This is a genomic window from Legionella stuttgartensis (assembly GCF_977063405.2).
In genome coordinates, this window is sequence record NZ_CDRUHA020000071.1 from 143,752 (window position 1) to 167,568 (window position 23,817).

A 23,817-nucleotide genomic window follows, 5' to 3' on the forward strand; every position below is an offset into this window, starting at 1 on the left:
GTAATTTGAAATGACAAAACCCACGGTGTACAAATTAACCTCATCATTATAGCGCCGCATACAGTAAAATAACATGTTTATAACCCGCTTTGTTGCATTTTTCTGTAACAAAGCCCCCTTTTCATTGGTTAATTTTGAGGCACCTCAAAATGCGCTTATTTATCAAGTAATTTATAATCCTATTCACAATCTTATCCACAGTTTTTGTGGATAAAACTTATTTTCACAACATCAGTGATAAAAAGATAGTTTGGCTCTGTATAAGGAGTATATTAATTTTTTAGGAGAAGGAACAAAAGAAATAGAATCTTACGAGAAAAGTTATCCACAGGAATGGAAATTAAAAGGGTTTATAAAATTGGTCGTATATGATAACAAAGAAAAAACTAAAAAACAGCCTTGACAGAGTATTTTTATAAAAAAAATTAAATTGAATTTCAATTTAAATGGGTAATATTTTCTTTAGCACAATTGCATCTTCAACATGGTTATCTTCTACGTAATAAGCTGGTTTAATTTCAACCTGCTCAAATCCCACGCTTTTATAAAGATGTAATGCTGCTTCATTACTAGGTCGCACCTCAAGGACCACATGATCAATATTCCGTGATTCTGTTAATGAATGCAGTACTCTTTGTAAGAATTGGCGTCCGAAACCTTTGGATTGAAAGGATTTAGCAATACAGAAATTTAAAATATGGCAACACTTATTACTGTGCCTACAAATGATATAGCCACCAATAATTAGACTATTTTTATCATCTATTTCGAATACACGACAATCATATCCTACACGTACACAATCCCTTAAAATGTCCCGATCCCATGGAGCAATATGAACATCTTTTTCAATTGCATACACATTATCAATATCTGATTCAGTCATGCGTCGAATGTTAAGTGTCATCCTTGTCGCTCCTAAACAAATAATCATAGCTTGGATGCAGCGAATTGGAATCCAGGTGATTCCATCAACTCCCCATATTGCGCTGTGCTGCTATTAAGTTCAAGACTTTTGTCATTCCCGCGAACGCGGGAATCTATTTCTACATGAAGCGCTAAGTCACTCTAAAATGGACCTCCGCCTTCGCGGAGATGACAAAGATTAATATAAATCACTTTACTTAATGGAAGCGACACCCCACTGCCCCATATTGCGTACTACCTACTATTCATTAGTTTTTTTCTTTTTTGGCAAGTATAGGTCAGTAATTGTTCCTTCAAATGCCTCTGCTGCTTGAGCAATAGTTTCAGAAAGTGTTGGATGAGGATGTATTGTTAACGCGATATCTTCAACATCACAACACATTTCAATTGCTAATGCAGCTTCAACAATTAAATCACCTGCATTAATCCCCACAATTCCTGCGCCTAATATACGATTCGTATCTGGGCAGAACAATAATTTAGTCATACCTTCTTCTCGGCCCATACTAAGAGCACGACCACTGGCAGCCCAAGGGAAAGTAGCTTTTTCGTAACGGATATTTTTTTCTTTGGCTTCTTTTTCAGTTAGGCCTGCCCAAGCAATCTCTGGGTCTGTATAGGCAACGCTAGCAATACATTTAGGATCAAAGTAATGTTTTTTACCCGCAATAACTTCTGCTGCGACTTTACCTTCAGGAATTGCTTTATGTGCGAGCATTGGCTGTCCAACAACGTCACCAATAGCAAAAATATGTGATACATTGGTCCTTTGTTGGTTATCAACCTTAATGAATCCACGCTCATCGACTTTTATGCCCGCTTTTTCTGCATCAATTGCACCACCATTAGGTTTTCTACCAACAGAAACAAGAACCTGTTGGAAACAAAGTGGCTTGTCTGTTGCATGTTCACCTTCCATAGAGACATAAATACCATCTTTTTTGGCTTCAACGGCAGTTACTTTAGTTTTCAAAAGGAATTTAACACCTTTTTTCAGCATGCGTTTTTGCAAAACATTAACCAAATCAAAATCAGCGCCAGGAATCAGCTGATCCATAAACTCAACAACAGTTACCTCAACACCTAAAGATGCATAAACTGTGGCCATTTCCAGACCAATAATTCCCCCACCTAATACCAATAAATTACCTTTGATATCAGCCAGCTCTAAAGCTCCTGTAGAACTAAAAATACGTTTATCTTCCGGAATAAAAGGTAAATTAATGGATTCAGAGCCCACTGCAATGATTGCATTTTCGAACTCAACTTCTACCGCACCATCTTTAGTAGCGACAGTTACTTGATGCGTGCCTGAAAACTTACCTACACCTGTAACGACTTCGACTTTACGCTGTTTTGATAGGGCCTTCAAACCACCTGTGAGTTTCGAAACTACTGAGTTCTTCCATGCAACGATTTTTTTACTATCCAGCTTGGGTTTACCAAAGCTGACACCTTGCTCTGACATTTCATGGGCTTCATCAACAACCTTAGCAATATGCAATAATGCCTTAGACGGGATACAACCCACATTTAAACAAACACCACCTAATGAATCATAACGTTCAACCAATACTACTTTTTTTCCTAAATCTGCTGCTCTAAATGCCGCTGTGTATCCACCAGGGCCACTTCCTAATACAACGACATCTGTTTTTATTTTATTAGCCATTACAAGCCTCTTTAATTAGATATTTAAAAATTAGAGTAAAATTCGTCTTATATCACTTAAGCTATCGCAAATAAAACGAGTAAACCGTGCCGCTTCAGCCCCATCTATAACTCGGTGATCATATGAGAGAGACAAAGGCAACATTAACCTTGGTTGAAATGTACCATTTTCATAAACAGGTTTTATCTCCGAGCGAGATAATCCAAGAATAGCTACTTCGGGGCTATTCACTATAGGTGTGAATGATGTGCCACCAATTCCACCTAGGCTGGAAATAGTAAAACACCCTCCTGACATATCAGTGAGCATCAAACCTTTATCTCGAGCCTTAGTACTTAAACGGGTCATTTCAATTGCAATTTCAGCAACAGTTAACTTATCAACATTTCTAATTACAGGAACAACCAAACCATTAGGCGTTTCTACTGCAATACCTATATTGCAATATTTTTTATAAATAAGGTTGGTGCCGGTAGCATCTAAAGATGCATTAAATTGAGGAAATGCTTTTAGTGCTTTACTCACTACTGCACAAACGAATGCCAGCAATGTTAACTTATATCCTTTTTCTTTAGCACGTTCTGTTTCCGACTTCCTAAATGCCTCAACATCAGTAATATCTGCTGCATCAAATTGTGTGACATGAGGAATTGTTATCCAAGATCGATGTACATTAACTCCAGTAAGCCTTTTAATTTTATTAAGTGGTTTGGTTTCAATCTCACCAAATTGAGTAAAGTCAATTACTGGATTAGGTGGAATACCAAAAGCTCCTTGACTTGGTTGTTCACTGAGACGCCCTTTCACATAGGCTTGTACATCTTCTTTAGTAATACGTTCCTTACGACCAGTACCTTTAACTTCAGCCAGATTTACACCAAATTCTCGAGCTATGCGTCTTACAGCTGGACCTGCAGCAATTAATTTTGAAGATTCTGCTTGCTCAGTAAGAACAGGTTGTGTGGCAACTGCTTCACTTTTTTTAGACTCTATTGCGCTTTGTGGTTCAGGAGCACTTGATGGTTTCTGCTCAGCGATAGCGGTTACTTTTTCTTCAGTTACCGAACCATCTTCTGTAGCAGCTAAAAGAATCAAATCACCTTCAGATACCTTATCACCTACTTTAATATTCAGTTTTGTGACTTTTCCTGCAACTGGAGAGGGGATCTCCATACTGGCTTTATCTGATTCCAATGTAATAAGCGGAGTATCCAGTTCAATTTGGTCTCCAACTTGAACCATTACTTCAATCACGTCTACTTGACTTGCCCCGCCAATATCTGGAACTTTAACTTCTTTTACTTGCTCTGATTTCTTTTCCTGTGCAACTTTAGGCTCTTTTGTCTCTGTATTGACTGGTTCTTTTTTAGAAGCTTGGGTTTCAATTTCTTTTTCAGTATTCGATTCTTTTTCAGTATTCGATTCTTTTTCAGTATTCGATTCTTTTTCAGTATTCGATTCTTTTTCAGTATTCGATTCTTTTTCAGTATTCGATTCTTTTTCAACGGTGGCCAAAAGAATCATATCGCCTTCAGATACTTTATCGCCTACTTTAATATTCAGTTTTGTGACTTTCCCCGCAACTGGAGAAGGAATCTCCATGCTGGCTTTATCTGATTCCAAAGTAATGAGAGGGGTATCAACTTCGATTTGATCTCCTACTTGAACCATTATTTCAATCACATCAACCTGAGTCGCTCCACCAATATCAGGAATCTTAACTTCTATTTCGTTTGACATGTCTTTCCTCAAAAGGTTACTCAGTGTTTTCAAGCCATGATGTAATGGAAAACATAAGTAAGTGATTACTGCATGTTTTCATTATCATCACAACTGAATTACCAAGCCTACTATATACTTTTAATTCTAATGATTAACCGGATTCAATTTATCAGGATTAATGTTATAGCGCTTTATGGCATCCACAACTTTGGATTTATCAATACTTCCCTCAGCAACTAAAGCATTCAATGCCGCTAGAACAATAAATTTAGCATCCACTTCAAAGAAATGACGTAAACGTTCTCGCGTATCACTTCTTCCATAACCATCTGTACCTAAAGTTACATAGTGATTAGGTACAAATGGTCTAATTTGATCTGCATAAATTCGTAAATAATCTGTTGCAGCAATTACTGGTCCTGGTCTACCTTCTAATTGAGTTGTAACATAACTTTTTTGTGCCTTTTCCTTAGGATGCATTGCATTATAACGTTCCGCAGCTAATCCATCCCTTCTTAATTCATTAAAGCTTGTAACACTCCAAATATCTGCAGTCACGGCATAATCATCTTTTAACATTTGTGCTGCTTTAATTACTTCACGAAGTATGGTTCCACTTCCCATTAACTGTACATGTTGTTTGGATTTCTTTTTAGTTTCTTGCAGTACATACATCCCTTTAATGATTCCCTCTTCAACGCCTTTTGGCATATCTGGATGAATATAATTTTCATTCATTACAGAAATGTAATAAAAAATATTTTCCTGCTTTTCAAACATACGATACAAACCGTTTTGAATAATTACAGCAAGCTCATAAGCAAAAGTAGGATCATATGAGACACAATTTGGAATTGTTGAAGCGTATAAATGGCTATGTCCATCTTGATGTTGCAATCCTTCGCCTGCGAGTGTCGTACGTCCAGCAGTTCCGCCCAATAGAAATCCTCTAGCTTGCATATCCCCGGCAGCCCATGCCAAATCGCCAATACGTTGGAATCCAAACATAGAATAGTAAATATAAAATGGGATCATTGCTAATTTGTTAGAGCTGTAGGAAGTCGCTGCTGCAATCCAAGAACAAAAAGCACCTGCTTCATTAATTCCTTCCTCAAGAATTTGTCCATCTTTCGCTTCACGATAAAACATTACTTGTTCATGATCTACCGGTGTATAAAGCTGACCAACTGGAGAATAAATACCAATTTGTCTGAATAAACCTTCCATTCCAAAAGTTCTACATTCATCAGGAACAATTGGAACGATACGTGAACCAATCTCTTTACTTCTCAATAATGTTGAAAGAATACGTACAAATGCCATCGTTGTAGAAATTTCACGGTCCCCTAACCCCTTAGTAACTGATGAAAATTCAGCTAAATCAGGAGCCTTTAGAGGTTCAACTTTTGTAGATCGCGATGGTAAATACCCACCCAGCATTTCTCTTTGTTTTTTAATATATTTAATTTCAGGACTATCATCTGCAGGTTTATAAAATGGGATTTCTGCAATTTGGTCATCACTGATAGGAATACTAAATCGATCTCTAAATGCCTTCAGCTGATCCACAGTCATTTTCTTTTGCTGGTGGGTAATATTTTGTCCTTCACCAGCTGCTCCCATTCCATAGCCTTTAATTGTTTTTGCTAAAATAACAGTTGGCGTACCTTTATGTTCGACTGCTTTAGCATAGGCAGCATAAACTTTTTGAGGATCATGGCCACCACGATTCAATCTCCAGATTTCCTCGTCGGTATAATTTTCAACCATTTTCTTTAACTCTGGATATTCATTAAAGAAATGTTGTCGTACATAAGCACCATTATTTGCCTTGTAGGCTTGATAGTCACCGTCTACACATTCTTCCATACGTTTTTGTAACCAACCATCCTTATCACGAGCAAGCAATGGATCCCAGCGCCCGCCCCAAATGACTTTAATTACATTCCAACCGGCACCACGGAATAAACCTTCTAGCTCTTGAATAATTTTACCATTACCACGTACAGGTCCATCGAGTCGTTGTAAATTACAATTCACAACAAAAATAAGATTATCAAGCTTTTCTCGTGCAGCAATACTCAAAGCTCCGACTGACTCAGGCTCATCCATTTCTCCATCACCAAGAAATGCCCATACCTTCCTATCATCGGTATTAATTAATCCTCGGTTTTCTAAATATTTTAAAAATCGTGCTTGATAAATAGCTTGTAAAGGACCTAATCCCATAGATACAGTAGGAAACTGCCAAAATTCGCTCATCAACCAAGGATGTGGGTATGAAGATAAACCGTCAACCTCCACCTCTTGTCTGAATTTACCTAATTGTTCCTCTGTGAGTCGTCCCTCAAGGAAAGCACGTGCGTAAATACCAGGGGAAGAATGGCCTTGGATATATAGTAAATCACCGCCATGCTTACCATTTGGTCCTTTGAAAAAGTAATTAAAACCTGTTTCATACAAAGTAGAAGACGAAGCATAAGAGGCAATATGGCCGCCCAGTTCAGGAGCATATTTTCCTGCACGCAGTACCATTGCCACAGCATTCCAACGAATCAATGCGCTAATACGTTTACCAATACCCTCATCCGGTGGTATTTGCTCTTCTTCATGCAGATTAATGGTATTTCTGTAGGGTGTATTAATGGAACTGGTTAAGTTGACCCCTTCTGCATTCGCTTTATTAAGGAGCTGCTTTAAAAGAAACGCTCCTCGTTGGGGACCATCATTGATTAATACAGCTTGCAGGGCATCCAGCCATTCACGTGTTTCTATAGGATCCAAATCTAAATTATTTTCATTTGCCATGAAAGTGTTCCCCGAAATCTATTAAACTCAATAAGGTACAGCTTGTAATTTTTTTGGAATTACACCAGTGCAACCTTTCTTACAAATTGTGAAATCTGATGAGCAATCACATGTTACTTTGCGGCATTGTAGTGGATCGCGATAAGAATTCAACTCACGCATCACCTTTTTACCTTGAACATTTCGCTCATGTACGTATTTCGCAAAATTTTTTTCCGCCTCTCTTTGAGATACATAGGTACATGTCGCGCAATTGTTAACACAGTTTTGTCTACAAAACTCAAAGTGTTGCACACAAGTCCTATTACATTGTTCTAATGCTTGGCCTTTAAATGCATTTTGTTGTAACCCCTGACAACCTCCAAGCATTAATATTATAGTGCAACATACTAGCCACAAAAAAGAATTCATAGTGATAATATCCACAAAAATGATTACGCAGGTTAAACGCCTCAGCTCATAACTACTCTTAACTCATTACAACCAAGTAATTAACGTAAATAAAGCAATAAAAACCAACATAACAATAATTGCATGTTCAACCAAGCCTTCTGCTACTGGCATAGGAATTTCTTCTGTTTCATTTGTTTTAACTGCCAGTAATCCACACTCACGTAACATCTCACCATTCATGTCAGGTTTAGCAATAAAGTAACTAGTAAATAAAGAAAAGCCTCGTTGGAAATTTCCTACAAGTAAAAAGAGTAATACAGTTAAGCGAGCAGGAATCCACTCAAACAAATCGGTAACTTCATTTGCTTGCTCACCTACGAAATGGATATCCCGACATAAAGTAATTAAACGGTATGTCAAAGCGCCAATTGGTCCCGCGATGATAAACCAAAATACAAGAGAAAATAATTGTCTATTAACCAAGATAAAATAGTCTCCGACAATCTCTTGGTTACTCTTTGTATCCGATTGTACTATTGGATAAAAAACATTTTGAGGGCCAAGGCAATAAAAGAAAATTACGATACTTAAAAGAAATCCCATCAAACCAAATACTAAAGGATGCAACAATAGATAAATAAGTGACACAAGAATTAAAATAGGCACTATGATTAAAGCCAATAGAACCCATGGATTATTAAGGGAACTATGTTTATCCCCCAGACTTTTGATCTTTTGACAATAATCTGGAAACCAATAAAATCGCTGATAGGAGACGGAGTGAATCAAGAAACGTTCACTTAATAAACACAACAATATTACTAATAATTTCATTATTTAATCCTTACGCATTTTATCAGAGAATGCTATGGGTGTTGGGTATTTCAATACAACGAAATACGATGAAACAATAAAAGTTAAAATAGTAGTTGCTTGAATTAAATTAGAGGCTTTATCCGAAATAAGTTCGGTGCTCAAGGCAATACTGGCAACAAGCAATGAGAACTCACTCGCTTGTCCCAATCGAATACCCACCTCTTTTGCAACATGTTTTTTTTCACCAGATTTTTCAAGAAGTAAATAAAATAAAACAGGTTTGAACAGGAGCACTAAGACAGATAAAATAAGCGCAGGAATTACAACTTGTTGTGCCAAACCAAAGTTAAAAGTCGCTCCGATAGAAAAGAAAAACATGACCAAGAAAAAATCTCTTAAAGGTTTTAGACTCTCTGCAATAAAAAGAGAAATCGGGCTTGCTGCAAGGGCAACTCCAGCAATAAAAGCACCAATATCCTCTGAAAGCCCCATCTTTTGTGCAAGAACTGACAACCCCAAGCACCAGCCAATTGATAATAAAAATACATACTCCTGAGTTCTATCAAAACGAGCTAGCAACCGGATTAAAACATATTTCTCAATAGCAAAAGCAAAAAGACACAATGCAGGCAAATTAATACCTACTAAAATGATATCATCAATGGAAAAACCACCCGTTTGTTGGGCGCCATTAATTAGAATCAATACAATAATTGCAATCACATCCTGCATAAGCAATACGCTTATCATCACCTCACCAGTATGTTGATGATGGAGAATCGTTGTCGGTAATAATTTCAATCCAATGATGGTACTTGAAAACATCATTGAGCCACCCAAAATCCATGATTCAGCCACACCCAATCCAAAGAGCCTACCTATCCCATATGCAGTTACTGCAAAAAGAACAGAACTAATTAAAGCAATCCAGGTAACTTTCTTGAGCATATGTACGAGATTTTGTGGCTGCAAATGCAATCCAAGCAGGAATAATAAGAAAACTATTCCAACATCTCCAATTTGTTTGACAATACTCACATCAGATACAAGCTTTAAACCCCATGGTCCAAATACTGCACCCAAAAGAATATACGCAACCAGCAAAGATTGTTTGGTATAAAGAACCAAGGTTGATAGAAATGCTGCGCCTGCGAAAATTAAAAATATTGTATAAAACACAGAGCCATCATGCATTGATTAAGCACCTCGATATTAAAATGAAACCAACCTTAATTAAGAAAACTGTAAACTTGACAAAGTGCAATTAAACAAGAAGTTGAATACAAAAATGAGTGTATGCTGCACTTTTAACAAGAGCTACAATTTTATTACTATAGTAATTCTAATGTTCTGAATATTTGACGCAATAATTTTATCCATTAATCCATTAATTAGCTATCATTATTCATTAAGAATTAAATCAAAACAGAAAAAGACCCTGTCACTCCATTAAGTGATAATTGACGCTTTAAGCTGTCGGCCATATTTTTTGAGCCAAATGGGCCAACCCTCACAATATAATGTTGCTTATAATGTTCGATATAAACTGGAGATGGAGTAATATGAGTTAATTTATCTTTTAAACGCTTTGCTAAAACTTCCGTTGTAAAAGCACCTGCCTGAAGATAATAATGTGCCTTACCTGCTGGTCCCATTAATGTTTCAATTTCAACAGGGGCAGTTCCTTTCGGAAAGACACCGAGTTTTAAAGCCGCAGCATAGGATAAATCGATAATCCTATCTGAATGAAATGGGCCTCGATCATTAACTTTAACAATTGCAACCTTTCCATTGCTTAAATTTTTAACCTTTACATAAGTAGGTAAAGGTAAAGTCTTATGTGCAGCGGACATTACATACATATCATAGGGCTCGCCGCTTGAAGTTCTTTGTTTGTGGAATTTTGTTCCATACCAGGAAGCAGTGCCTCTTGCTTTATATCCTGTTGAGCTTCTCAGCACTTGATATGAGCGTCCATCAACAGAATATTCTGATATATTACCATATCGACTTAAAGGTTCTTTGGACGGTACAGGCTCTTTAAAGCTAATGTTTCTAGATTTGGTCGGGGCCCCATCTTGGCGTTGAGTATATCGATTTGTTTTATTTTTATAACGGTTATATATGGAATTATTTGTATTTTTCTTATTCTGAGTTACTTGTCGTGTAGACTGCTTGGTTCCTGATGATGCAGAATCAAGAGACTGATTTGTAGTTTGACAACCTGCTAATATAATCGTCACGGCAATAAGTATCTTTCGCATATTATCCATTTTTAATTATTGTTTTCTGGCTAATATACAGAAATATCACGTAATTTCGAAGATTTATTTTATTTCCGAAAAAAAATTCATTATTTTTCATCTGCTATTTTGTTGCCTGCAAAAGGCTGTGGTACTATATCCACATTTTTGCAATTGGACTCGATAACAACATGACAAGAACAACGTCTATTTTATTAACTACTTTGTTTATTATTACATTATTTGTACAGTCAACTAACTCTATGGCCGATGAAGGATCGTTACCTACAAAACCTACCGCGGACTTGGAAAGACCATCCCCAACAGTGAATAATAAACCTTTAGTCACTCCTGCAGCCCCGATGCTTAATGCGAAAGCGTACATTCTGATCGATGTAAACAGTGGCAAAATTATTGCTGAGAAAAACAGTGAGGAACGTTTGCCTCCTGCCAGCTTAACTAAAATGATGACTTTATATGTAGTATCGAATGCGCTGCGTCACGAACAAATTCACCTCACCGATAACGTACGAGTAAGTCGTGAAGCTTGGAAAATAGGTGGCTCTCGCATGTTTATCAAAGAAGGCCAACAAGTTCCAGTTGAAGACCTGCTCAAAGGGATTATTGTTGACTCAGGCAATGATGCATGTGTTGCAATGGCAGAACATATTGGTGGCACTGAAAATTCATTTACTGACCTTATGAATCAGCAAGCTCAAAACCTTGGAATGAAAAACAGCCATTTTACGGATAGTACTGGCTTGCCTGACGCTAATCTTTATACTACCGCAAAAGATCTAGCAATCCTTGGTAGGGCATTAATTATTGACTTCCCCCAATATTATGACTGGTATAAACAAAAATGGTTTACCTATAATGGTATTCGTCAACCCAATAGAAATCGCTTGTTATGGCGTGATAATCAGGTGGATGGTATAAAGACAGGTCATACGAATGAAGCAGGTTTTTGTCTTGTATCATCAGCAAAACGCGACAATATGCGATTACTTGCTGTTGTTCTTGGCGAACCAAGTGATTCTTCTCGTGCCGATGATAGCGAAAAATTACTAAACTATGGTTTCAGGTTCTTTGAAACGCATCAGCTTTACAAGTCTGGTCAATCGATTTCTGAGCTTTCACTTTATAAAGGAAGTGTTGATAAAATAACTGTAGGTCTAAATGAAGATCAGTACATCACTATTCCTACTGGTCAGTATCAACGTCTTACTATTTCTACTAAAGTTCCTTCTTACCTCGAAGCCCCCATTAAGAAAGGCGATAAAATAGGTGATTTGGTAGTCCAATTTGATAATAACGTTGTATCAACTCGACCACTTTATGCTTTGCAAGATGTTGAATCAGGTGGTTTTTACACTCGAACAAAAGATTCAATACGTCTGGCATTTAAACGCTGGTTTGGCTCCTAAGATTAATAGGGTTTAAGGATGGAAAAAACAACGATAATTGAATTTCCCTGTTACTTTCCTATAAAGGTAATAGGGAATAATTCGACTGTTTTTCTTGAAGAGATCAGAGAAATTACCGTCACACACTTTCCTAATATTACGGAAGATGCGCTGACTCATAAAATGAGTAAGGATTCCAATTACTTAGCAATAACTGTTACTGTTTATGCTGAAAATCAAGACATGCTTGATGCATTTTATAGAGCCATTACCCAGCATCCTGATGTGAAAATGGTTCTATAATGAAAATACGACAGCTAGGTATTCAAAACTACAATGATGTTTGGCTGCAAATGAAGGAATTTACGCAAAATCGTGACGTAAATACACAAGATGAGCTTTGGCTTTTAGAACATTCCCCTGTCTATACTCAAGGACAAGCAGGAAAATCTGAGCACATACTAAATCCTGCATCCATACCTATAGTGCAATCAGATCGGGGAGGACAAGTGACCTACCATGGACCAGGCCAGCTTGTTGCATATGTTCTAATGGATATTGGTAGAAAAAATTTAGGAATAAGATCGTTGGTTGGGAAATTAGAGCAGATTTTAATTTCTGTTCTTGCACAATATCAAATTGAAGGTTCTATTCGTTGTGGTGCCCCAGGAGTATATGTCAGGGAGCAAAAAATCGCCTCAATTGGGTTAAGAGTAAAAAATGGTTGTACTTATCACGGAATTGCACTTAATGTTGATATGGACTTAAAACCTTTTTCAGGGATAAATCCATGTGGATTTGCAAAAATGGAAATGACTCAAATAAGTCAGTTTGTTCCTGCTGTGCAAATAGATGAAGTTAATCAACATTTCGTACAATATTTTCTACAACAATTTTATCCCTGAAAAATATGAACTTGTTCGTAGATTATGTACAGCCACTGACTGTCTGGTTGCAACAAAACCCTCACTGGTCTTTATTTATTACATTTCTAATTTCCCTAACTGAGTCTCTGGCGATTATAGGTAGTATTGTACCTGGCAGTGTTACGATGACTGCCATAGGAATCCTCGCTGGCTCGGGAATTATGCGTATTGATCTTACTTTATTAGCAGCGATTTTAGGGGCGGTCGCTGGTGATAGTCTGAGCTATATCCTGGGTTATTATTATAGTGAGCGGTTGACTGAAATTTGGCCGTTTAGTAAATACCCCCAATGGATACAATATGGTAAAGATTTTTTTGAAACCCATGGTGGTAAAAGTGTATTAATTGGTCGATTTGTAGGGCCTCTACGCTCTATTATTCCCGTCATTGCAGGAATACTGCATATGAAGCAGTGGCGTTTTTTTGTAGCAAATGTTTTATCAGCTATTGGCTGGTCGCTTTTATACATAATGCCTGGTGTTGCAATAGGTGCTGCAAGCCACGAACTATCTACCGAAAGCGCAACACGCTTATTTATATTAATACTTATTTTGCTTGCTGGACTTTGGTTTATTAGTTTGTTCATCAAACGCATAGTTGGAGTATTAAGCTCTATTTTAAAATTACACTTACATACTTTTTGGCTAAAACTTAAAAATAACACTTTATTTATTCAGGTGTACCATGCACTTACACCGTATGGTGAATCAAATCACTACCATACTGCTGCACTTGTATTGATAACCATGTTTTGTCTGCTTTTTTTCCTTGTACTTTTAGGACTAACTGTTGCAACACAATATCTGGCTTCGGTTAATTACCCAACCTATTTATTTTTACAAAGTTTTAATACACCAACTTTAAAAGTATTTTTTATCCTTTGTAGTCAATTAACCGCAACAACAACTATAATCAGTCTCTTTATTATTTGTTGTTGCTGGTTTATTTACCAGAAAAATAGAACAGCAGTTGTTTATTTATGTAGCCTTATTGTTTTTAGTAGTTTTTTAGCCTTATCACTTCTTTATTTTATTCATAGTCCTAGACCCTCTGGATTACTGATTGTTATGTCAGGATCTTCTTTTCCGGCGGTCAATCTTTTAATTGCTACGGCAATGTACGGATTTATTCTATTTTACCTTAATAGTACCTATGACATGTTCACGAACATGTCGAAGTCTATTATTTTTACAATTCTTGGCTTTAGTGGTTTAGGTGCTCTTTATTTAGGAGATTATTGGCTCACAGACATTTTAGCATCATACTTTGCTGGTACAACAGTTTGCTTAATTCACTGTTTGATTTATAGAAAATCCAATATTCCATACCAAAAAACAACACCGTCATTACTATTGATTTCTTTGCTTTTTATCGGCATTCTTTTACCTACATTTGGCTCCACCTACCTGAATTTTAAAACTTTATCTTATAACCATACTCCCTATCATAAAAAATTTAGTCTGAGCGAAAAAACGTGGTGGGGACAGGAAAAGCCTACTTTGCCAATTTACCAATTCAGTAGAATAGGTAAACGAATTAGTTTATTAAACCTACAATTCTCAGGTAACTTAGATACACTCCAAAATAGTCTGGAAAAAAATGGATGGAAATCACATCAAGATTCATTTTTTACAAACTTACTTCTGCGAATGAGTCAAAAGCCAAACACCGTTAAATTGCCATTATTTACTCAGTTATATGAAAATAAAGCGCCTATGCTGATCATGACCTATACCGATCAACAAACTAAGTTAACGTTGGAGTTAAGAGTTTGGGAGTCAAGTTATAATATATTAGAGTCAAACCAGCCATTATGGATAGGTAGTGTACATCCATCTAACCGTATCAAGAAGAAAATGAACAATCTGGGATATTTTCCAAATTTAATAAATCCATTAGATTATATGTTTAAAACTGAAAGTCCGTTTGAAGTCAAACAAATCAAATTACCCGAAACAATGATTAAAACAACAATATATCCAACACAACCTTACTTAACGCTTATTAAAGAAAAAAACAGCGAAAATACCAATTAATAATTTTTCCTTTGGCCGAATATTAATCAGCATTGATTCTTCTCATGATTGTACGAGTCAAACGACAGTATGCTCTGCATAATTATAGATTATTACTCCTAAACTCAAGATCACCATAATCTATACATATACAAAAAATACTGTTATAACTATATAGTTTTAAAGTAAATATCACTTAATTTTGAGAGTATGGCTCAAATGTATACACTGGGAAAATTAATCCAAAGTCTTTTTCCATTAATTGCTCTTGTACTCTTTATTATTGGAATTAAAAGAAACGCTATTTATTACATTATTTCCGCTCTTTGGCTTAGCCTTATTGCGCTACTCATTCATTTTCAATTCTCTGGAAATGAAATTTTTGGAACCTATTTTAACTATCTTAATGCGGGAATTTATTCGTTTAATTTACTTATCTTGCTCCTTGCCTTAATACAAGTCATATCGCATTTAAGTATAAAGGCCCCTACTTTTAGATATACATATACATTTATTAACGCACTTTTAGTTGTAGGAGCATTTATTCTTATTAGCAACTTGTGGATTAATGCCTTCTTCATAGAGAATAAGATGGAGGGAACGCCTATAATGCAAGTGGCCCTTTTTGAAAAACCTACGTATTGTGATAGTAGGTATGTATTTTATAAAATTGATCGTGACAGTTCTGTCGCGTACCTTTGTCCGAACCATTATGGTTTATTACCCTCTATAGGACATTTAGCAACGACTCCCGATTTCATTACAACTCAAATGTCATTACCAATAAAAAAACAAATGCTGCTAAAACAAAAAAATAAAAGTTAAATGTATTGATATGTTCTGAGAAGAGAATCAATAAAATAAAGCATTACATAACTATATTTATACGAGAAGTCTGGGAGGTTAAATTGTTCTTTGTATTAAGATTTGATAACATGCCAACAATCCATCACTCAAGTATTTCTATGAAACGGTTATTTGCATTTGTCATAATGATATTTAGCCTTAATTGCTATGCTATGGCTCCTAAACTTAATTGGGATCAAGCAGTAGATCGCGCAATAAAACGATATGGCTTACGTGTTGAACCGCAATTGAAATCTTACTTCTCCAAAGCTAAAGTAAGTTATCCTCCGAGTGATATTGCTTTACTTGCTTTTAAATCTGAAAGAAAGGTCGAACTCTGGGCTAAAAACTCTGATCAATCATGGAAACATATTCATGATTACCCTTTAACGGGATTCAGTGGTCGGCTAGGACCTAAATTACGTGAAAATGATAAACAAATTCCTGAGGGGGTTTATAAGTTAGTTAATTTTAACCCGTTCAGTAGCATGCATTTATCAATGATGATTAATTACCCCAATAATTTTGATAAACAAAAAGGTTATCAAGATGGGAGAAGAAATTTAGGTAATAATATTTTTATACATGGCAAAAACTTATCTGTGGGCTGTTTGGCTGTTGGCGATCTCGCTATAGATCAGCTTTTTATTTTGGCACGTCGTGTAGGACTAAGCAATATTCAGGTAATTATCGCACCCAACGATTTACGTAAGAGCAAGCCCTCTACCACTACCTTTGCACAACCAAGATGGCTTCCTGAATTATATAAACAAATTGCAGAATCATTAAAACCTTTTAGTAAAGAGAAAAAGACATATACGGCTTAGCGTCGTTACTTTGTAGCTGGGATTAACACAGTACAATCCAATGGCTACTTACCTCATCCCGAGCCATGCTCGGGATGATGAGGAAAATCCCTAGATTGCGGTGCACTAACTCCAACTATAAAACAACCATTATTCTTTAGGCAAAGAAGCTAAAAACTCAGTGACCTCTTTAGGTGTTAATTCATAACATTGTCCACGTGATAAAAATCTTGGCATTGTTAATACACCATAGCGAATGCGTATCAATCGACTTACTTCCACACCTTGTGATTCCCATAAACGTCGTACTTCCCTATTACGCCCTTCATTTAAGGTCACATGATACCAAGAATTCGAGCCTTCTCCGCCACGAAATTCCAAGCGAGTAAATTTAGCTATTCCATCGTCTAGTTCAACACCTTTTTGAAGAATATTTAAAGCCTCAGGACTAACTTGACCATGAACTCTAACTGCATACTCTCTTTCTAATCCATATTTAGGATGCATTAATTGATTCGCTAAATCACCGTTATTGGTAAATATAAGTAAACCAGAAGTATTTAAATCCAAGCGACCGACCTGAACCCAACGTCCTTGTCGCAAATGAGGTAGATGATCAAAAACGGTTTTCTCAAATTTAGGATCGTGACGACTTGATATTTCGCCTACAGGTTTATGATAAAGCAGAATACGGGTGTTTTGTCTCACTTTAAGGGGATTAGGAATTAATTTTCCTTTTACAGTGATTTTATCTTCGGCACTTGCAGAGTCACCTAGTTTTACTGGTTTGCCATTAACTTGGACCCAGCCATTTTCTATCCAACGTTCCATTTCTCGTCGAGATCCAAGGCCAGCCTGACTTAGTATTTTTTGTAACCTTTCGCTGCTCATTCAGTAATATACTCTTCATTAGGATTATGTAAAGTTAATGCTTCCATAACCTCAGGTAAGGTTGGAAGTTCATTTAAATATTTTAAATTAAAATAATTTAAAAATTCTCTTGTAGTCGTATATACAGCGGGCTTACCCGCCACATTTTTATAACCAGAAACACGAATCCATTCTCTTTCCAATAATGTTTTCATTATTTGACTACTAACTGCGACACCACGAAGCTCTTCAATATCAGCTCGGGTAACCGGTTGCTTATAAGCAATAATAGCTAAAGTTTCAAGCAAAGCACGAGAATATTTACTAGGTTTTTCAATTTGCATGCGTGCAACCCAGTTACTATATTCTTTTCTAGTTTGGATAATAAAGCCTGTCGCAACTTCAACAAGTTCAATAGCTCGTGATGTATAGTCTTCCTTTAAGTCATTAATAATAACACTTAAATGTTCTTTAGTTGGTCTTTGCCATTCATCGAAAACTTCTAACAATCTATCTATAGAGAGTGGTTCGCTTGAACTTAAAAGTAAGGCTTCAACTACTTTTTTTAATTCCTTTTCATCCATTTTATGCTGCCTGTAAATGTATTGGAGAAAATGCTTCATTTTGCGTAATCACAATGAGTGATTGTCTTGCTAACTCTAAAATAGCAAGCAGAGAAACAACCAAACCAATTCGTCCCTCCTCGATTGAGAACAATTGACTAAACTCCAAAACATTGTGTTCTTGGAGCAGTGACAATACGTGGCTCATTCGCTCACGAACGGATAGCGCTTCACGTGAGACTTGATGATGACTTGTCTGCTCTTCTCTTTGCAATAACGATTTCATTGCCTCAATTAAATCGACCAACTGTACCTCTGGATGAACTATTATTCGCTCAAGCTCAGAAGGAACTATTTGAATTGGTAAATGATCTCGCTCTTGTCGCGGAAGAGCATCAAGCAATTCCGCAGCAATTTTTATTTGTTCATAGGCTTGTAGTTTTCGTACTAAACTCATGCGAGGATCTTCTTCCTCCTCTTCGCCACTAGCAGGAGGAGCAGGAAGTAATAGCCGTGACTTAATTTCTGCAAGCATTGCAGCCATCAATAAATAATCAGCAGCTAATTCCAATCGTCTGCATTCCATCAATTGAATGTAATGCAAATATTGCTTCGTGATACTAACAATCGGAATATCCAATATATCGATATTTTGTTTGCGAATAAGATATAAAAGCAAGTCTAGAGGTCCACTAAAAGAATCTAACAGAACCTCAAGTGCATCAGGAGGAATAAACAAATCATCTGGGAGCTCCGTAAGCTCCTTACCATCAATAATTGCTTTTACTTCTGGTTTGCTTTCTAATTCAATATCCATGCTAATAACTCATTGTTTATTAGGCTCCTCACAGACACCTTCAAAGATCGACATAAATCTGTAATTTTAAAGTGGGTGGAGTAAAGTGAAACCTGAACGCCAATATATTCGTCCAGGATTTTTTCAAAAGTACCTATATAACGTCGAAGCATCAATAATCGAGTCCCATAACTTCTCGTACAGTACTCAAATTTTTACAAGCTACTTCCCGCGCTGCCTCACTTCCTTCAGAAACAATTCGCTTTACTGAACTCAAATCAGATTCATATTCAGTAATTGCTTCCTGGATGGGTTGTAATTCTTTATTAATTGCATCAACAACCGGCCGCTTGCATTCAACACAACCAATCCCAGCTGAACGACAGCCTTTTTGAACCCAATCTTTAACTTCATTGTTTGAGTAAATTTTATGAAACTGCCAAACGGGACATTTTTCTGGCTCACCAGGATCTGTTCGTTTGATACGTGCGGGATCTGTTGGCATAGTTAATATCTTTTTCTCAACTTGTTCAGGAGGCTCTCTTAGCATAATTGTATTATGATAAGATTTAGACATTTTTTGCCCATCAATGCCAGGCATTTTGGCAGTTTCAGTAAGTAGTGGATGAGGTTCTGGTAGAATAATTTTACCACTACCTTCTAAGTAACCTAGGAGACGCTCTTTATCACCAATAGACAAACTAGATTGATCTTCTAACAGTGCTTGCGCTGTTTTAATTGCCTCATGATTTCCATGTTCCTGAAATTGCCGACGCAACTCACTGTAAAACTTACCGTTCTTTTTTCCCATTTTTTTAATTGCTTCGGCAGCTAACTCTTCAAAATTAGGTTCTTTACCATAAATATGATTAAACCGACGCGCAATTTCTCTTGTAAGTTCAATATGTGACACCTGATCTTCGCCAACAGGAACATAATCAGCATGATAGATGAGAACATCAGCACTTTGTAATAAGGGATAACCTAGAAACCCATATGTTGATAGGTCTTTTTCCTTTAATTTTTCTTGCTGATCTTTAAAACTCGGTACTCGTTCCAACCACCCCAACGGAGTAATCATAGATAAAAGTAAGTGCAATTCCGCATGCTCTGGAACCCATGATTGAATAAATATTCGGGATAACCCAGGATTTACTCCACAAGCCAGCCAATCCACAATCATATCCCACAAATGTCTCTCTATAAAACCTGGCTCATCATATTGTGTGGTTAAGCCATGCCAATCGGCTGCAAAAAAGAAGCAATCATATTGATGTTGTAATTTAATCCAATTTTTTATTACACCATGATAGTGTCCAAGATGTAATCTTCCACTGACACGCATTCCAGAAACAACTCGTTTATTGGAACTAAATAATGCTGACATCAATATCCTCTTTATAAATATTAATTATTACTTAAAAGGTTCGGGATCACCCTTACCCTCCCTAATTATCACTGGATAATCACCAGTCAAATCAACTACCGTTGTTGGTTCTTGTCCACAATTGCCACCATCAATAACTAAATCGATCTGATGTCCTAACAGATCGTAAATCGCTTCAGGTTCACTCAATGGGGCTTTTGCACCCGGAAGAATTAATGTAGTACTCATTAATGGGGCTTCCAGACACTCCAATAGTGCAAGTGTAATCATATTATCAGGAACACGTAATCCCAGAGTTTTTCTTTTTGGATGCAACATTAAACGAGGAACCTCATGTGTTGCATTAAGAATAAAAGTGTAGGAGCCTGGCGTAAACGCCTTCAATAATCTGAATATGGGATTGGATACACGGGCATAAGTACCAAGCTGAGATAAATCACGACATACTAAAGTCATGTTATGATTTTTATCCAATTGGCGTAGTTTTCTAATGCGTTCAAGTGCCGCCTTATTTCCTAAACTACAACCCAATGCGTAGCCTGAGTCAGTAGGATAAACAATTAATCCACCTTCCTCAATAATATTCACCGCCTTTCTCAATAAGCGAGCCTGTGGATTATCAGGATGTAATGCAAAAAACTGACTCATAAAGTCCCCTGTTAAATGTTCCATTCATGCCAAATAGGTGTACAGTTTACTGGTAGTTGCTTCTGACCACCAAGCTTTACTCGCGAAGCAATATCACTATGATAATCTGAACCAGAAGAAGCTAATAAATGAAACCGAAGACATATCGCCGCCATTTCATTTACTTCAGTTACAGTCATCTCGCCTGAAACCACTTCTATTCCTACGCCACCAGCTTCTTTAAATTCATTAATTAACTCATGCAATTTAGAACGCGTCAATCCGTATTTAAGTGGATGAGCAATTACTGCCTGACCACCAGCAGCATTAATGCCCTCGACAGCCTCATGGATGCTAATCCAAGGGGTAGGAACATAGGCTCCCTTACCTCTCCCCAAAAAACGCTTAAATGCAGTAGCTGGGTCTTGAACTTTTCCTTCATTTACAAGAAGTTGTGCAAAATGAGGTCTGCCCACTCTCTGATGGCCCGCCAACTCACAAGCCTTTGAATAAGCGTCCGAAATACCAAGCAAACCTAATGCTGTTCCAATTTGTTGTGCACGCTCTATTCTATTTTGATTTTGTCGTTGAATCAGCTCAAGGAAATCTGCGGTATGATTAATTTGATAACCTAGAATATGTAATTCATGTTTTTTCCATCGGACACTAAACTCTATACCATTTATTATTTTAATCGAGGTGTTAGAAGCCGCTTGCAATAATTCAGGGTAACCTGCGACTGTATCATGATCTGTTAGTGATAAACACTGAATCTGTTTACTTTGCGCTCTTTGTATTATTTCTTTTGGACTTAAGCTTCCATCAGAAAAAATGCTATGACAGTGAAGATCAATCATGAATGAATGTTATATCAAAAAAGAATGATTGTAGCATAAATCTTGCAGAAGATGAGCGTTCTGAACTATTCTTGTGAGCCTAAACATTACACAGCTAAAAAATATAATAAATACTATACTCATAGTATATTACTTTTAAGGAAAACCAAAAGATAATGATCCATAATGTTCATCATGTTAAATTATGCAGAAAATCAATTGCCGCCCGAAATAATAAACAAGCTGACTTTCTCGATGCACTTGACCGCTTTGATATAACCTTTGCTGTTGGCCCTGCGGGAACTGGGAAAACTTATTTAGCGGTTTCTAAAGCCATACAATGTTTTGAAAAAGGTGAAGTACAAAGATTGATTTTTGTAAGACCAGCAGTCGAAGCAGGCGAAAAATTAGGATTTCTTCCAGGAGATTTAGTAGAAAAAGTACTACCTTATCTAAGACCTATTTATGACGCTCTATATGAAATGATAGGTTTTAAAGAAACACAAAAACTGATTCAAACCGATATTATCGAGGTTTTACCTTTAGCATTCATGCGCGGTAGAACTTTAAACGAATCATTTATCATCCTTGATGAGGCACAAAATACAACAATTATGCAAATGAAAATGTTCTTAACACGTATTGGTTTCGGTTCAAAAGCTGTCGTAACTGGAGATATGACACAAGTTGATTTACCAAAAGGTATTGATTCCGGACTTGCGCATGCAGTAGGATTATTCAAAAAAATACCGGAAATTAGTATTCATACGTTCACAAGTCGTGAAGTGGTACGACATCCGTTAGTATCTAAAATTGTTGACTGCTATGATCATGCATCAACAGGAAAAAATAAATGACTTATTATATCGATATCCAAAACGCAACTGATGAATCACTACCTGTGAGCGAGGATGAAATAATCCACTTGGCATCACTGGCTTTAAGAGATTATCAAAAAGAAGCTGAGCTCACTGTTCGCCTGGTTACTCCAGAAGAGATGATTCATTTAAATAATACATACAGAAAGCAAAATAAAACCACCAATGTATTGGCATTTCCCAGTTCGTTACCTGTGGAAATACAATTGGAATGCCCCTTATTAGGTGATGTCATAATTTGCCCGACAGTTTTATTAGAAGAAAGTCAGCAACTTAAAAAAACTTTAGAATCCCATTGGGCATTGATTTTGATTCATGGAATATTGCATTTATTAGGCTATGATCATATTAAGGATGATGACGCAGCCGTAATGCAAGCTATTGAAATTAAATTATTAGCTGAGCTTGGGTTTCCAAATCCTTACGACGCAGAGGGTAATGAACTTGAATAAAGAGGAAGATAACAGTACGTGGTTTGCTCGTTTTAAGCAGTTTTTACAAGGAGAACCACAAAATCAAGAGGAACTTGTTAGTTTATTAAGAGACGCACAAATTCGCTCTCTAATTAGTGCTGAAACGTTGGCAATGATAGAGGGAGCTATTTCATTCTCCAAAATGCGTGTACGAGATATTATGCTGCCCAAAAATCAGATGGTTTGTATTAAACAAGATGAGCAATTTTGCGACATTATACAAACAGTCACCCAAACTGGGCATTCAAGATTTCCAGTGATTACTGCCGATTCAGATGAAATCATTGGGGTATTACACGCAAAAGATTTATTACGCTATCAATCTGCTAATCTCGACTCATTTGACTTACTTGATATTTGTCGTCAGACGACGTTTGTTCCTGAAAGTAGACGTTTAGATAGCTTACTCAGTGAATTTCGCAGCAACAAAAATCATATGGCGATAGTAGTGGATGAATATGGTGAAGTTTCTGGTTTTGTGACTATTGAAGATATTATCGAACAGATAATTGGAGATATTGAAGACGAGTTCGATATCGATGAAGATGCCTACCTCAAGGCGCATGAAGATGGACACTATATTGTTAAGGCCCATATGCCTATTGATGAATTTAATGAACAACTTAAAGCAGATTTTAGTGATGAAATTTATGATACAATAGGCGGGATTGTAATGAATAGTTTTGGTCATTTACCTTCACGAGGGGAAACGATTACGATTGATTCTTTTGAGTTTAAAATTATTAACGCAGATGCTCGAAGGATCAAATTAATGGAATGTATTGATAAACGCAAGGCATAATGAAG

22 protein-coding genes are annotated in these 23,817 nt (G+C 36.7%); 9 read left to right on the forward strand and 13 right to left on the reverse strand.

The features are described 5' to 3' along the window. Positions 1-442 precede the first annotated feature (442 nt). From rimI to ACWTEW_RS25275, 7 genes are all read right to left on the reverse strand, one after another. Positions 443-907 carry a ribosomal protein S18-alanine N-acetyltransferase gene (gene rimI, locus ACWTEW_RS25245; RefSeq protein WP_454780853.1) on the reverse strand — a complete coding sequence of 155 codons (465 nt, stop codon included), beginning with the start codon at positions 905-907 and terminating at the stop codon, positions 443-445. A gap of 261 nt (positions 908-1,168) precedes the next feature. Beyond that, positions 1,169-2,599 carry a dihydrolipoyl dehydrogenase gene (gene lpdA / locus ACWTEW_RS25250; protein WP_454780854.1) on the reverse strand — a complete coding sequence of 477 codons (1,431 nt, stop codon included), beginning with the start codon at positions 2,597-2,599 and terminating at the stop codon, positions 1,169-1,171. Positions 2,600-2,629: 30 nt separating this feature from the next. After that, positions 2,630-4,339: a dihydrolipoyllysine-residue acetyltransferase gene (aceF, locus tag ACWTEW_RS25255; RefSeq protein WP_454780855.1), complete on the reverse strand. Its 1,710-nt coding sequence runs from the start codon at positions 4,337-4,339 to the stop codon at positions 2,630-2,632. A 126-nt stretch (positions 4,340-4,465) separates the two neighbouring features. Next, entirely contained in the window at positions 4,466-7,129 is a 2,664-nt protein-coding gene (aceE, locus tag ACWTEW_RS25260; RefSeq protein ID WP_454780856.1) for a pyruvate dehydrogenase (acetyl-transferring), homodimeric type, read from the reverse strand. A gap of 477 nt (positions 7,130-7,606) precedes the next feature. Further along, positions 7,607-8,356: a hypothetical protein gene (locus ACWTEW_RS25265; protein ID WP_454780857.1), complete on the reverse strand. Its 750-nt coding sequence runs from the start codon at positions 8,354-8,356 to the stop codon at positions 7,607-7,609. Between the two features lie 3 nt (positions 8,357-8,359). After that, entirely contained in the window at positions 8,360-9,532 is a 1,173-nt protein-coding gene (locus ACWTEW_RS25270; RefSeq protein ID WP_454780858.1) for a cation:proton antiporter, read from the reverse strand. A gap of 221 nt (positions 9,533-9,753) precedes the next feature. Beyond that, positions 9,754-10,602 (reverse strand): septal ring lytic transglycosylase RlpA family protein, encoded by an 849-nt coding sequence (locus tag ACWTEW_RS25275; RefSeq protein WP_454780859.1) that lies wholly within the window; start codon positions 10,600-10,602, stop codon positions 9,754-9,756. Positions 10,603-10,772: 170 nt separating this feature from the next. On the opposite strand from ACWTEW_RS25275, the gene ACWTEW_RS25280 reads away from it, so the two are divergent. The 6 genes from ACWTEW_RS25280 (at position 10,773) to ACWTEW_RS25305 (ending at position 16,601) form a co-directional block, all read left to right on the forward strand. Next, positions 10,773-12,008, forward strand: a complete 1,236-nt coding sequence (locus ACWTEW_RS25280; protein WP_454780860.1) for a D-alanyl-D-alanine carboxypeptidase family protein — start codon at positions 10,773-10,775, stop codon at positions 12,006-12,008. Between the two features lie 18 nt (positions 12,009-12,026). Beyond that, complete coding sequence (locus ACWTEW_RS25285; protein WP_454780861.1) at positions 12,027-12,290, forward strand: HP0495 family protein; 264 nt, start codon at positions 12,027-12,029, stop codon at positions 12,288-12,290. After that, positions 12,290-12,892, forward strand: coding sequence for a lipoyl(octanoyl) transferase LipB (lipB, locus tag ACWTEW_RS25290; RefSeq protein WP_454780862.1), 603 nt, complete (start codon positions 12,290-12,292; stop codon positions 12,890-12,892). The genes ACWTEW_RS25285 and lipB overlap by 1 nt, the downstream gene beginning before the upstream one ends. A gap of 5 nt (positions 12,893-12,897) precedes the next feature. Then, the gene (locus ACWTEW_RS25295) at positions 12,898-14,949 is read left to right on the forward strand and encodes a VTT domain-containing protein (RefSeq protein WP_454780863.1); all 2,052 of its coding nucleotides are present in this window, start codon (positions 12,898-12,900) and stop codon (positions 14,947-14,949) included. Between the two features lie 198 nt (positions 14,950-15,147). Then, complete coding sequence (locus tag ACWTEW_RS25300; protein WP_454780864.1) at positions 15,148-15,753, forward strand: type I secretion system protein LssZ; 606 nt, start codon at positions 15,148-15,150, stop codon at positions 15,751-15,753. Between the two features lie 140 nt (positions 15,754-15,893). Next, complete coding sequence (locus tag ACWTEW_RS25305) at positions 15,894-16,601, forward strand: L,D-transpeptidase family protein (RefSeq protein WP_454780865.1); 708 nt, start codon at positions 15,894-15,896, stop codon at positions 16,599-16,601. A 129-nt stretch (positions 16,602-16,730) separates the two neighbouring features. Here the strand turns inward: ACWTEW_RS25305 and rluB are convergent, their stop codons facing one another. The 6 genes from rluB to ACWTEW_RS25335 all read right to left on the reverse strand — a co-directional run bounded on the left by rluB (position 16,731) and on the right by ACWTEW_RS25335 (position 21,680). Then, the gene (rluB, locus tag ACWTEW_RS25310) at positions 16,731-17,471 is read right to left on the reverse strand and encodes a 23S rRNA pseudouridine(2605) synthase RluB (protein WP_454780866.1); all 741 of its coding nucleotides are present in this window, start codon (positions 17,469-17,471) and stop codon (positions 16,731-16,733) included. Continuing rightward, positions 17,468-18,034, reverse strand: a complete 567-nt coding sequence (gene scpB, locus ACWTEW_RS25315; protein ID WP_454780867.1) for an SMC-Scp complex subunit ScpB — start codon at positions 18,032-18,034, stop codon at positions 17,468-17,470. Before scpB ends, rluB begins: the two co-directional genes overlap by 4 nt. Position 18,035: 1 nt before the next feature. Then, positions 18,036-18,830: a segregation and condensation protein A gene (locus ACWTEW_RS25320; RefSeq protein WP_454780868.1), complete on the reverse strand. Its 795-nt coding sequence runs from the start codon at positions 18,828-18,830 to the stop codon at positions 18,036-18,038. 151 nt (positions 18,831-18,981) lie between these two features. Then, positions 18,982-20,196, reverse strand: a complete 1,215-nt coding sequence (locus tag ACWTEW_RS25325) for a tryptophan--tRNA ligase (RefSeq protein ID WP_454780869.1) — start codon at positions 20,194-20,196, stop codon at positions 18,982-18,984. Positions 20,197-20,223: 27 nt separating this feature from the next. Continuing rightward, positions 20,224-20,844 (reverse strand): L-threonylcarbamoyladenylate synthase, encoded by a 621-nt coding sequence (locus ACWTEW_RS25330; protein WP_454780870.1) that lies wholly within the window; start codon positions 20,842-20,844, stop codon positions 20,224-20,226. 11 nt (positions 20,845-20,855) lie between these two features. After that, complete coding sequence (locus ACWTEW_RS25335) at positions 20,856-21,680, reverse strand: PHP domain-containing protein (protein WP_454780871.1); 825 nt, start codon at positions 21,678-21,680, stop codon at positions 20,856-20,858. A gap of 155 nt (positions 21,681-21,835) precedes the next feature. Between ACWTEW_RS25335 and ACWTEW_RS25340 the strand changes: the two genes are divergently transcribed. Genes ACWTEW_RS25340 through ACWTEW_RS25350 form a run of 3 tightly spaced genes read left to right on the forward strand, consistent with a single transcriptional unit; the run spans position 21,836 to position 23,812 of the window. Next, positions 21,836-22,516, forward strand: coding sequence for a PhoH family protein (locus ACWTEW_RS25340; protein ID WP_454780872.1), 681 nt, complete (start codon positions 21,836-21,838; stop codon positions 22,514-22,516). Continuing rightward, the gene (gene ybeY / locus ACWTEW_RS25345; protein ID WP_454780873.1) at positions 22,513-22,989 is read left to right on the forward strand and encodes an rRNA maturation RNase YbeY; all 477 of its coding nucleotides are present in this window, start codon (positions 22,513-22,515) and stop codon (positions 22,987-22,989) included. The genes ACWTEW_RS25340 and ybeY overlap by 4 nt, the downstream gene beginning before the upstream one ends. Beyond that, positions 22,976-23,812 (forward strand): HlyC/CorC family transporter, encoded by an 837-nt coding sequence (locus tag ACWTEW_RS25350; RefSeq protein WP_454780874.1) that lies wholly within the window; start codon positions 22,976-22,978, stop codon positions 23,810-23,812. Before ybeY ends, ACWTEW_RS25350 begins: the two co-directional genes overlap by 14 nt. The last annotated feature ends 5 nt before the right edge of the window (positions 23,813-23,817 follow it).

Coding starts and splice junctions, on each gene's coding strand:
- ACWTEW_RS25285 (WP_454780861.1), top strand. CDS start 12,027: ATGGAAAAAACAACGATAATTGAATTTCCCTGTTACTTTCCTATAAAG.
- rimI (WP_454780853.1), bottom strand. CDS start 907: ATGACACTTAACATTCGACGCATGACTGAATCAGATATTGATAATGTG.
- ACWTEW_RS25330 (WP_454780870.1), bottom strand. CDS start 20,844: ATGAGTCAGTTTTTTGCATTACATCCTGATAATCCACAGGCTCGCTTA.
- ACWTEW_RS25325 (WP_454780869.1), bottom strand. CDS start 20,196: ATGTCAGCATTATTTAGTTCCAATAAACGAGTTGTTTCTGGAATGCGT.
- aceE (WP_454780856.1), bottom strand. CDS start 7,129: ATGGCAAATGAAAATAATTTAGATTTGGATCCTATAGAAACACGTGAA.
- ACWTEW_RS25275 (WP_454780859.1), bottom strand. CDS start 10,602: ATGCGAAAGATACTTATTGCCGTGACGATTATATTAGCAGGTTGTCAA.
- ACWTEW_RS25265 (WP_454780857.1), bottom strand. CDS start 8,356: ATGAAATTATTAGTAATATTGTTGTGTTTATTAAGTGAACGTTTCTTG.
- ACWTEW_RS25280 (WP_454780860.1), top strand. CDS start 10,773: ATGACAAGAACAACGTCTATTTTATTAACTACTTTGTTTATTATTACA.
- ACWTEW_RS25335 (WP_454780871.1), bottom strand. CDS start 21,680: ATGATTGATCTTCACTGTCATAGCATTTTTTCTGATGGAAGCTTAAGT.
- ACWTEW_RS25270 (WP_454780858.1), bottom strand. CDS start 9,532: ATGCATGATGGCTCTGTGTTTTATACAATATTTTTAATTTTCGCAGGC.
- aceF (WP_454780855.1), bottom strand. CDS start 4,339: ATGTCAAACGAAATAGAAGTTAAGATTCCTGATATTGGTGGAGCGACT.
- ACWTEW_RS25350 (WP_454780874.1), top strand. CDS start 22,976: ATGAACTTGAATAAAGAGGAAGATAACAGTACGTGGTTTGCTCGTTTT.
- ybeY (WP_454780873.1), top strand. CDS start 22,513: ATGACTTATTATATCGATATCCAAAACGCAACTGATGAATCACTACCT.
- ACWTEW_RS25300 (WP_454780864.1), top strand. CDS start 15,148: ATGTATACACTGGGAAAATTAATCCAAAGTCTTTTTCCATTAATTGCT.
- ACWTEW_RS25320 (WP_454780868.1), bottom strand. CDS start 18,830: ATGGATATTGAATTAGAAAGCAAACCAGAAGTAAAAGCAATTATTGAT.
- ACWTEW_RS25340 (WP_454780872.1), top strand. CDS start 21,836: ATGATCCATAATGTTCATCATGTTAAATTATGCAGAAAATCAATTGCC.
- lpdA (WP_454780854.1), bottom strand. CDS start 2,599: ATGGCTAATAAAATAAAAACAGATGTCGTTGTATTAGGAAGTGGCCCT.
- ACWTEW_RS25305 (WP_454780865.1), top strand. CDS start 15,894: ATGAAACGGTTATTTGCATTTGTCATAATGATATTTAGCCTTAATTGC.
- lipB (WP_454780862.1), top strand. CDS start 12,290: ATGAAAATACGACAGCTAGGTATTCAAAACTACAATGATGTTTGGCTG.
- rluB (WP_454780866.1), bottom strand. CDS start 17,471: ATGAGCAGCGAAAGGTTACAAAAAATACTAAGTCAGGCTGGCCTTGGA.
- ACWTEW_RS25295 (WP_454780863.1), top strand. CDS start 12,898: ATGAACTTGTTCGTAGATTATGTACAGCCACTGACTGTCTGGTTGCAA.
- scpB (WP_454780867.1), bottom strand. CDS start 18,034: ATGGATGAAAAGGAATTAAAAAAAGTAGTTGAAGCCTTACTTTTAAGT.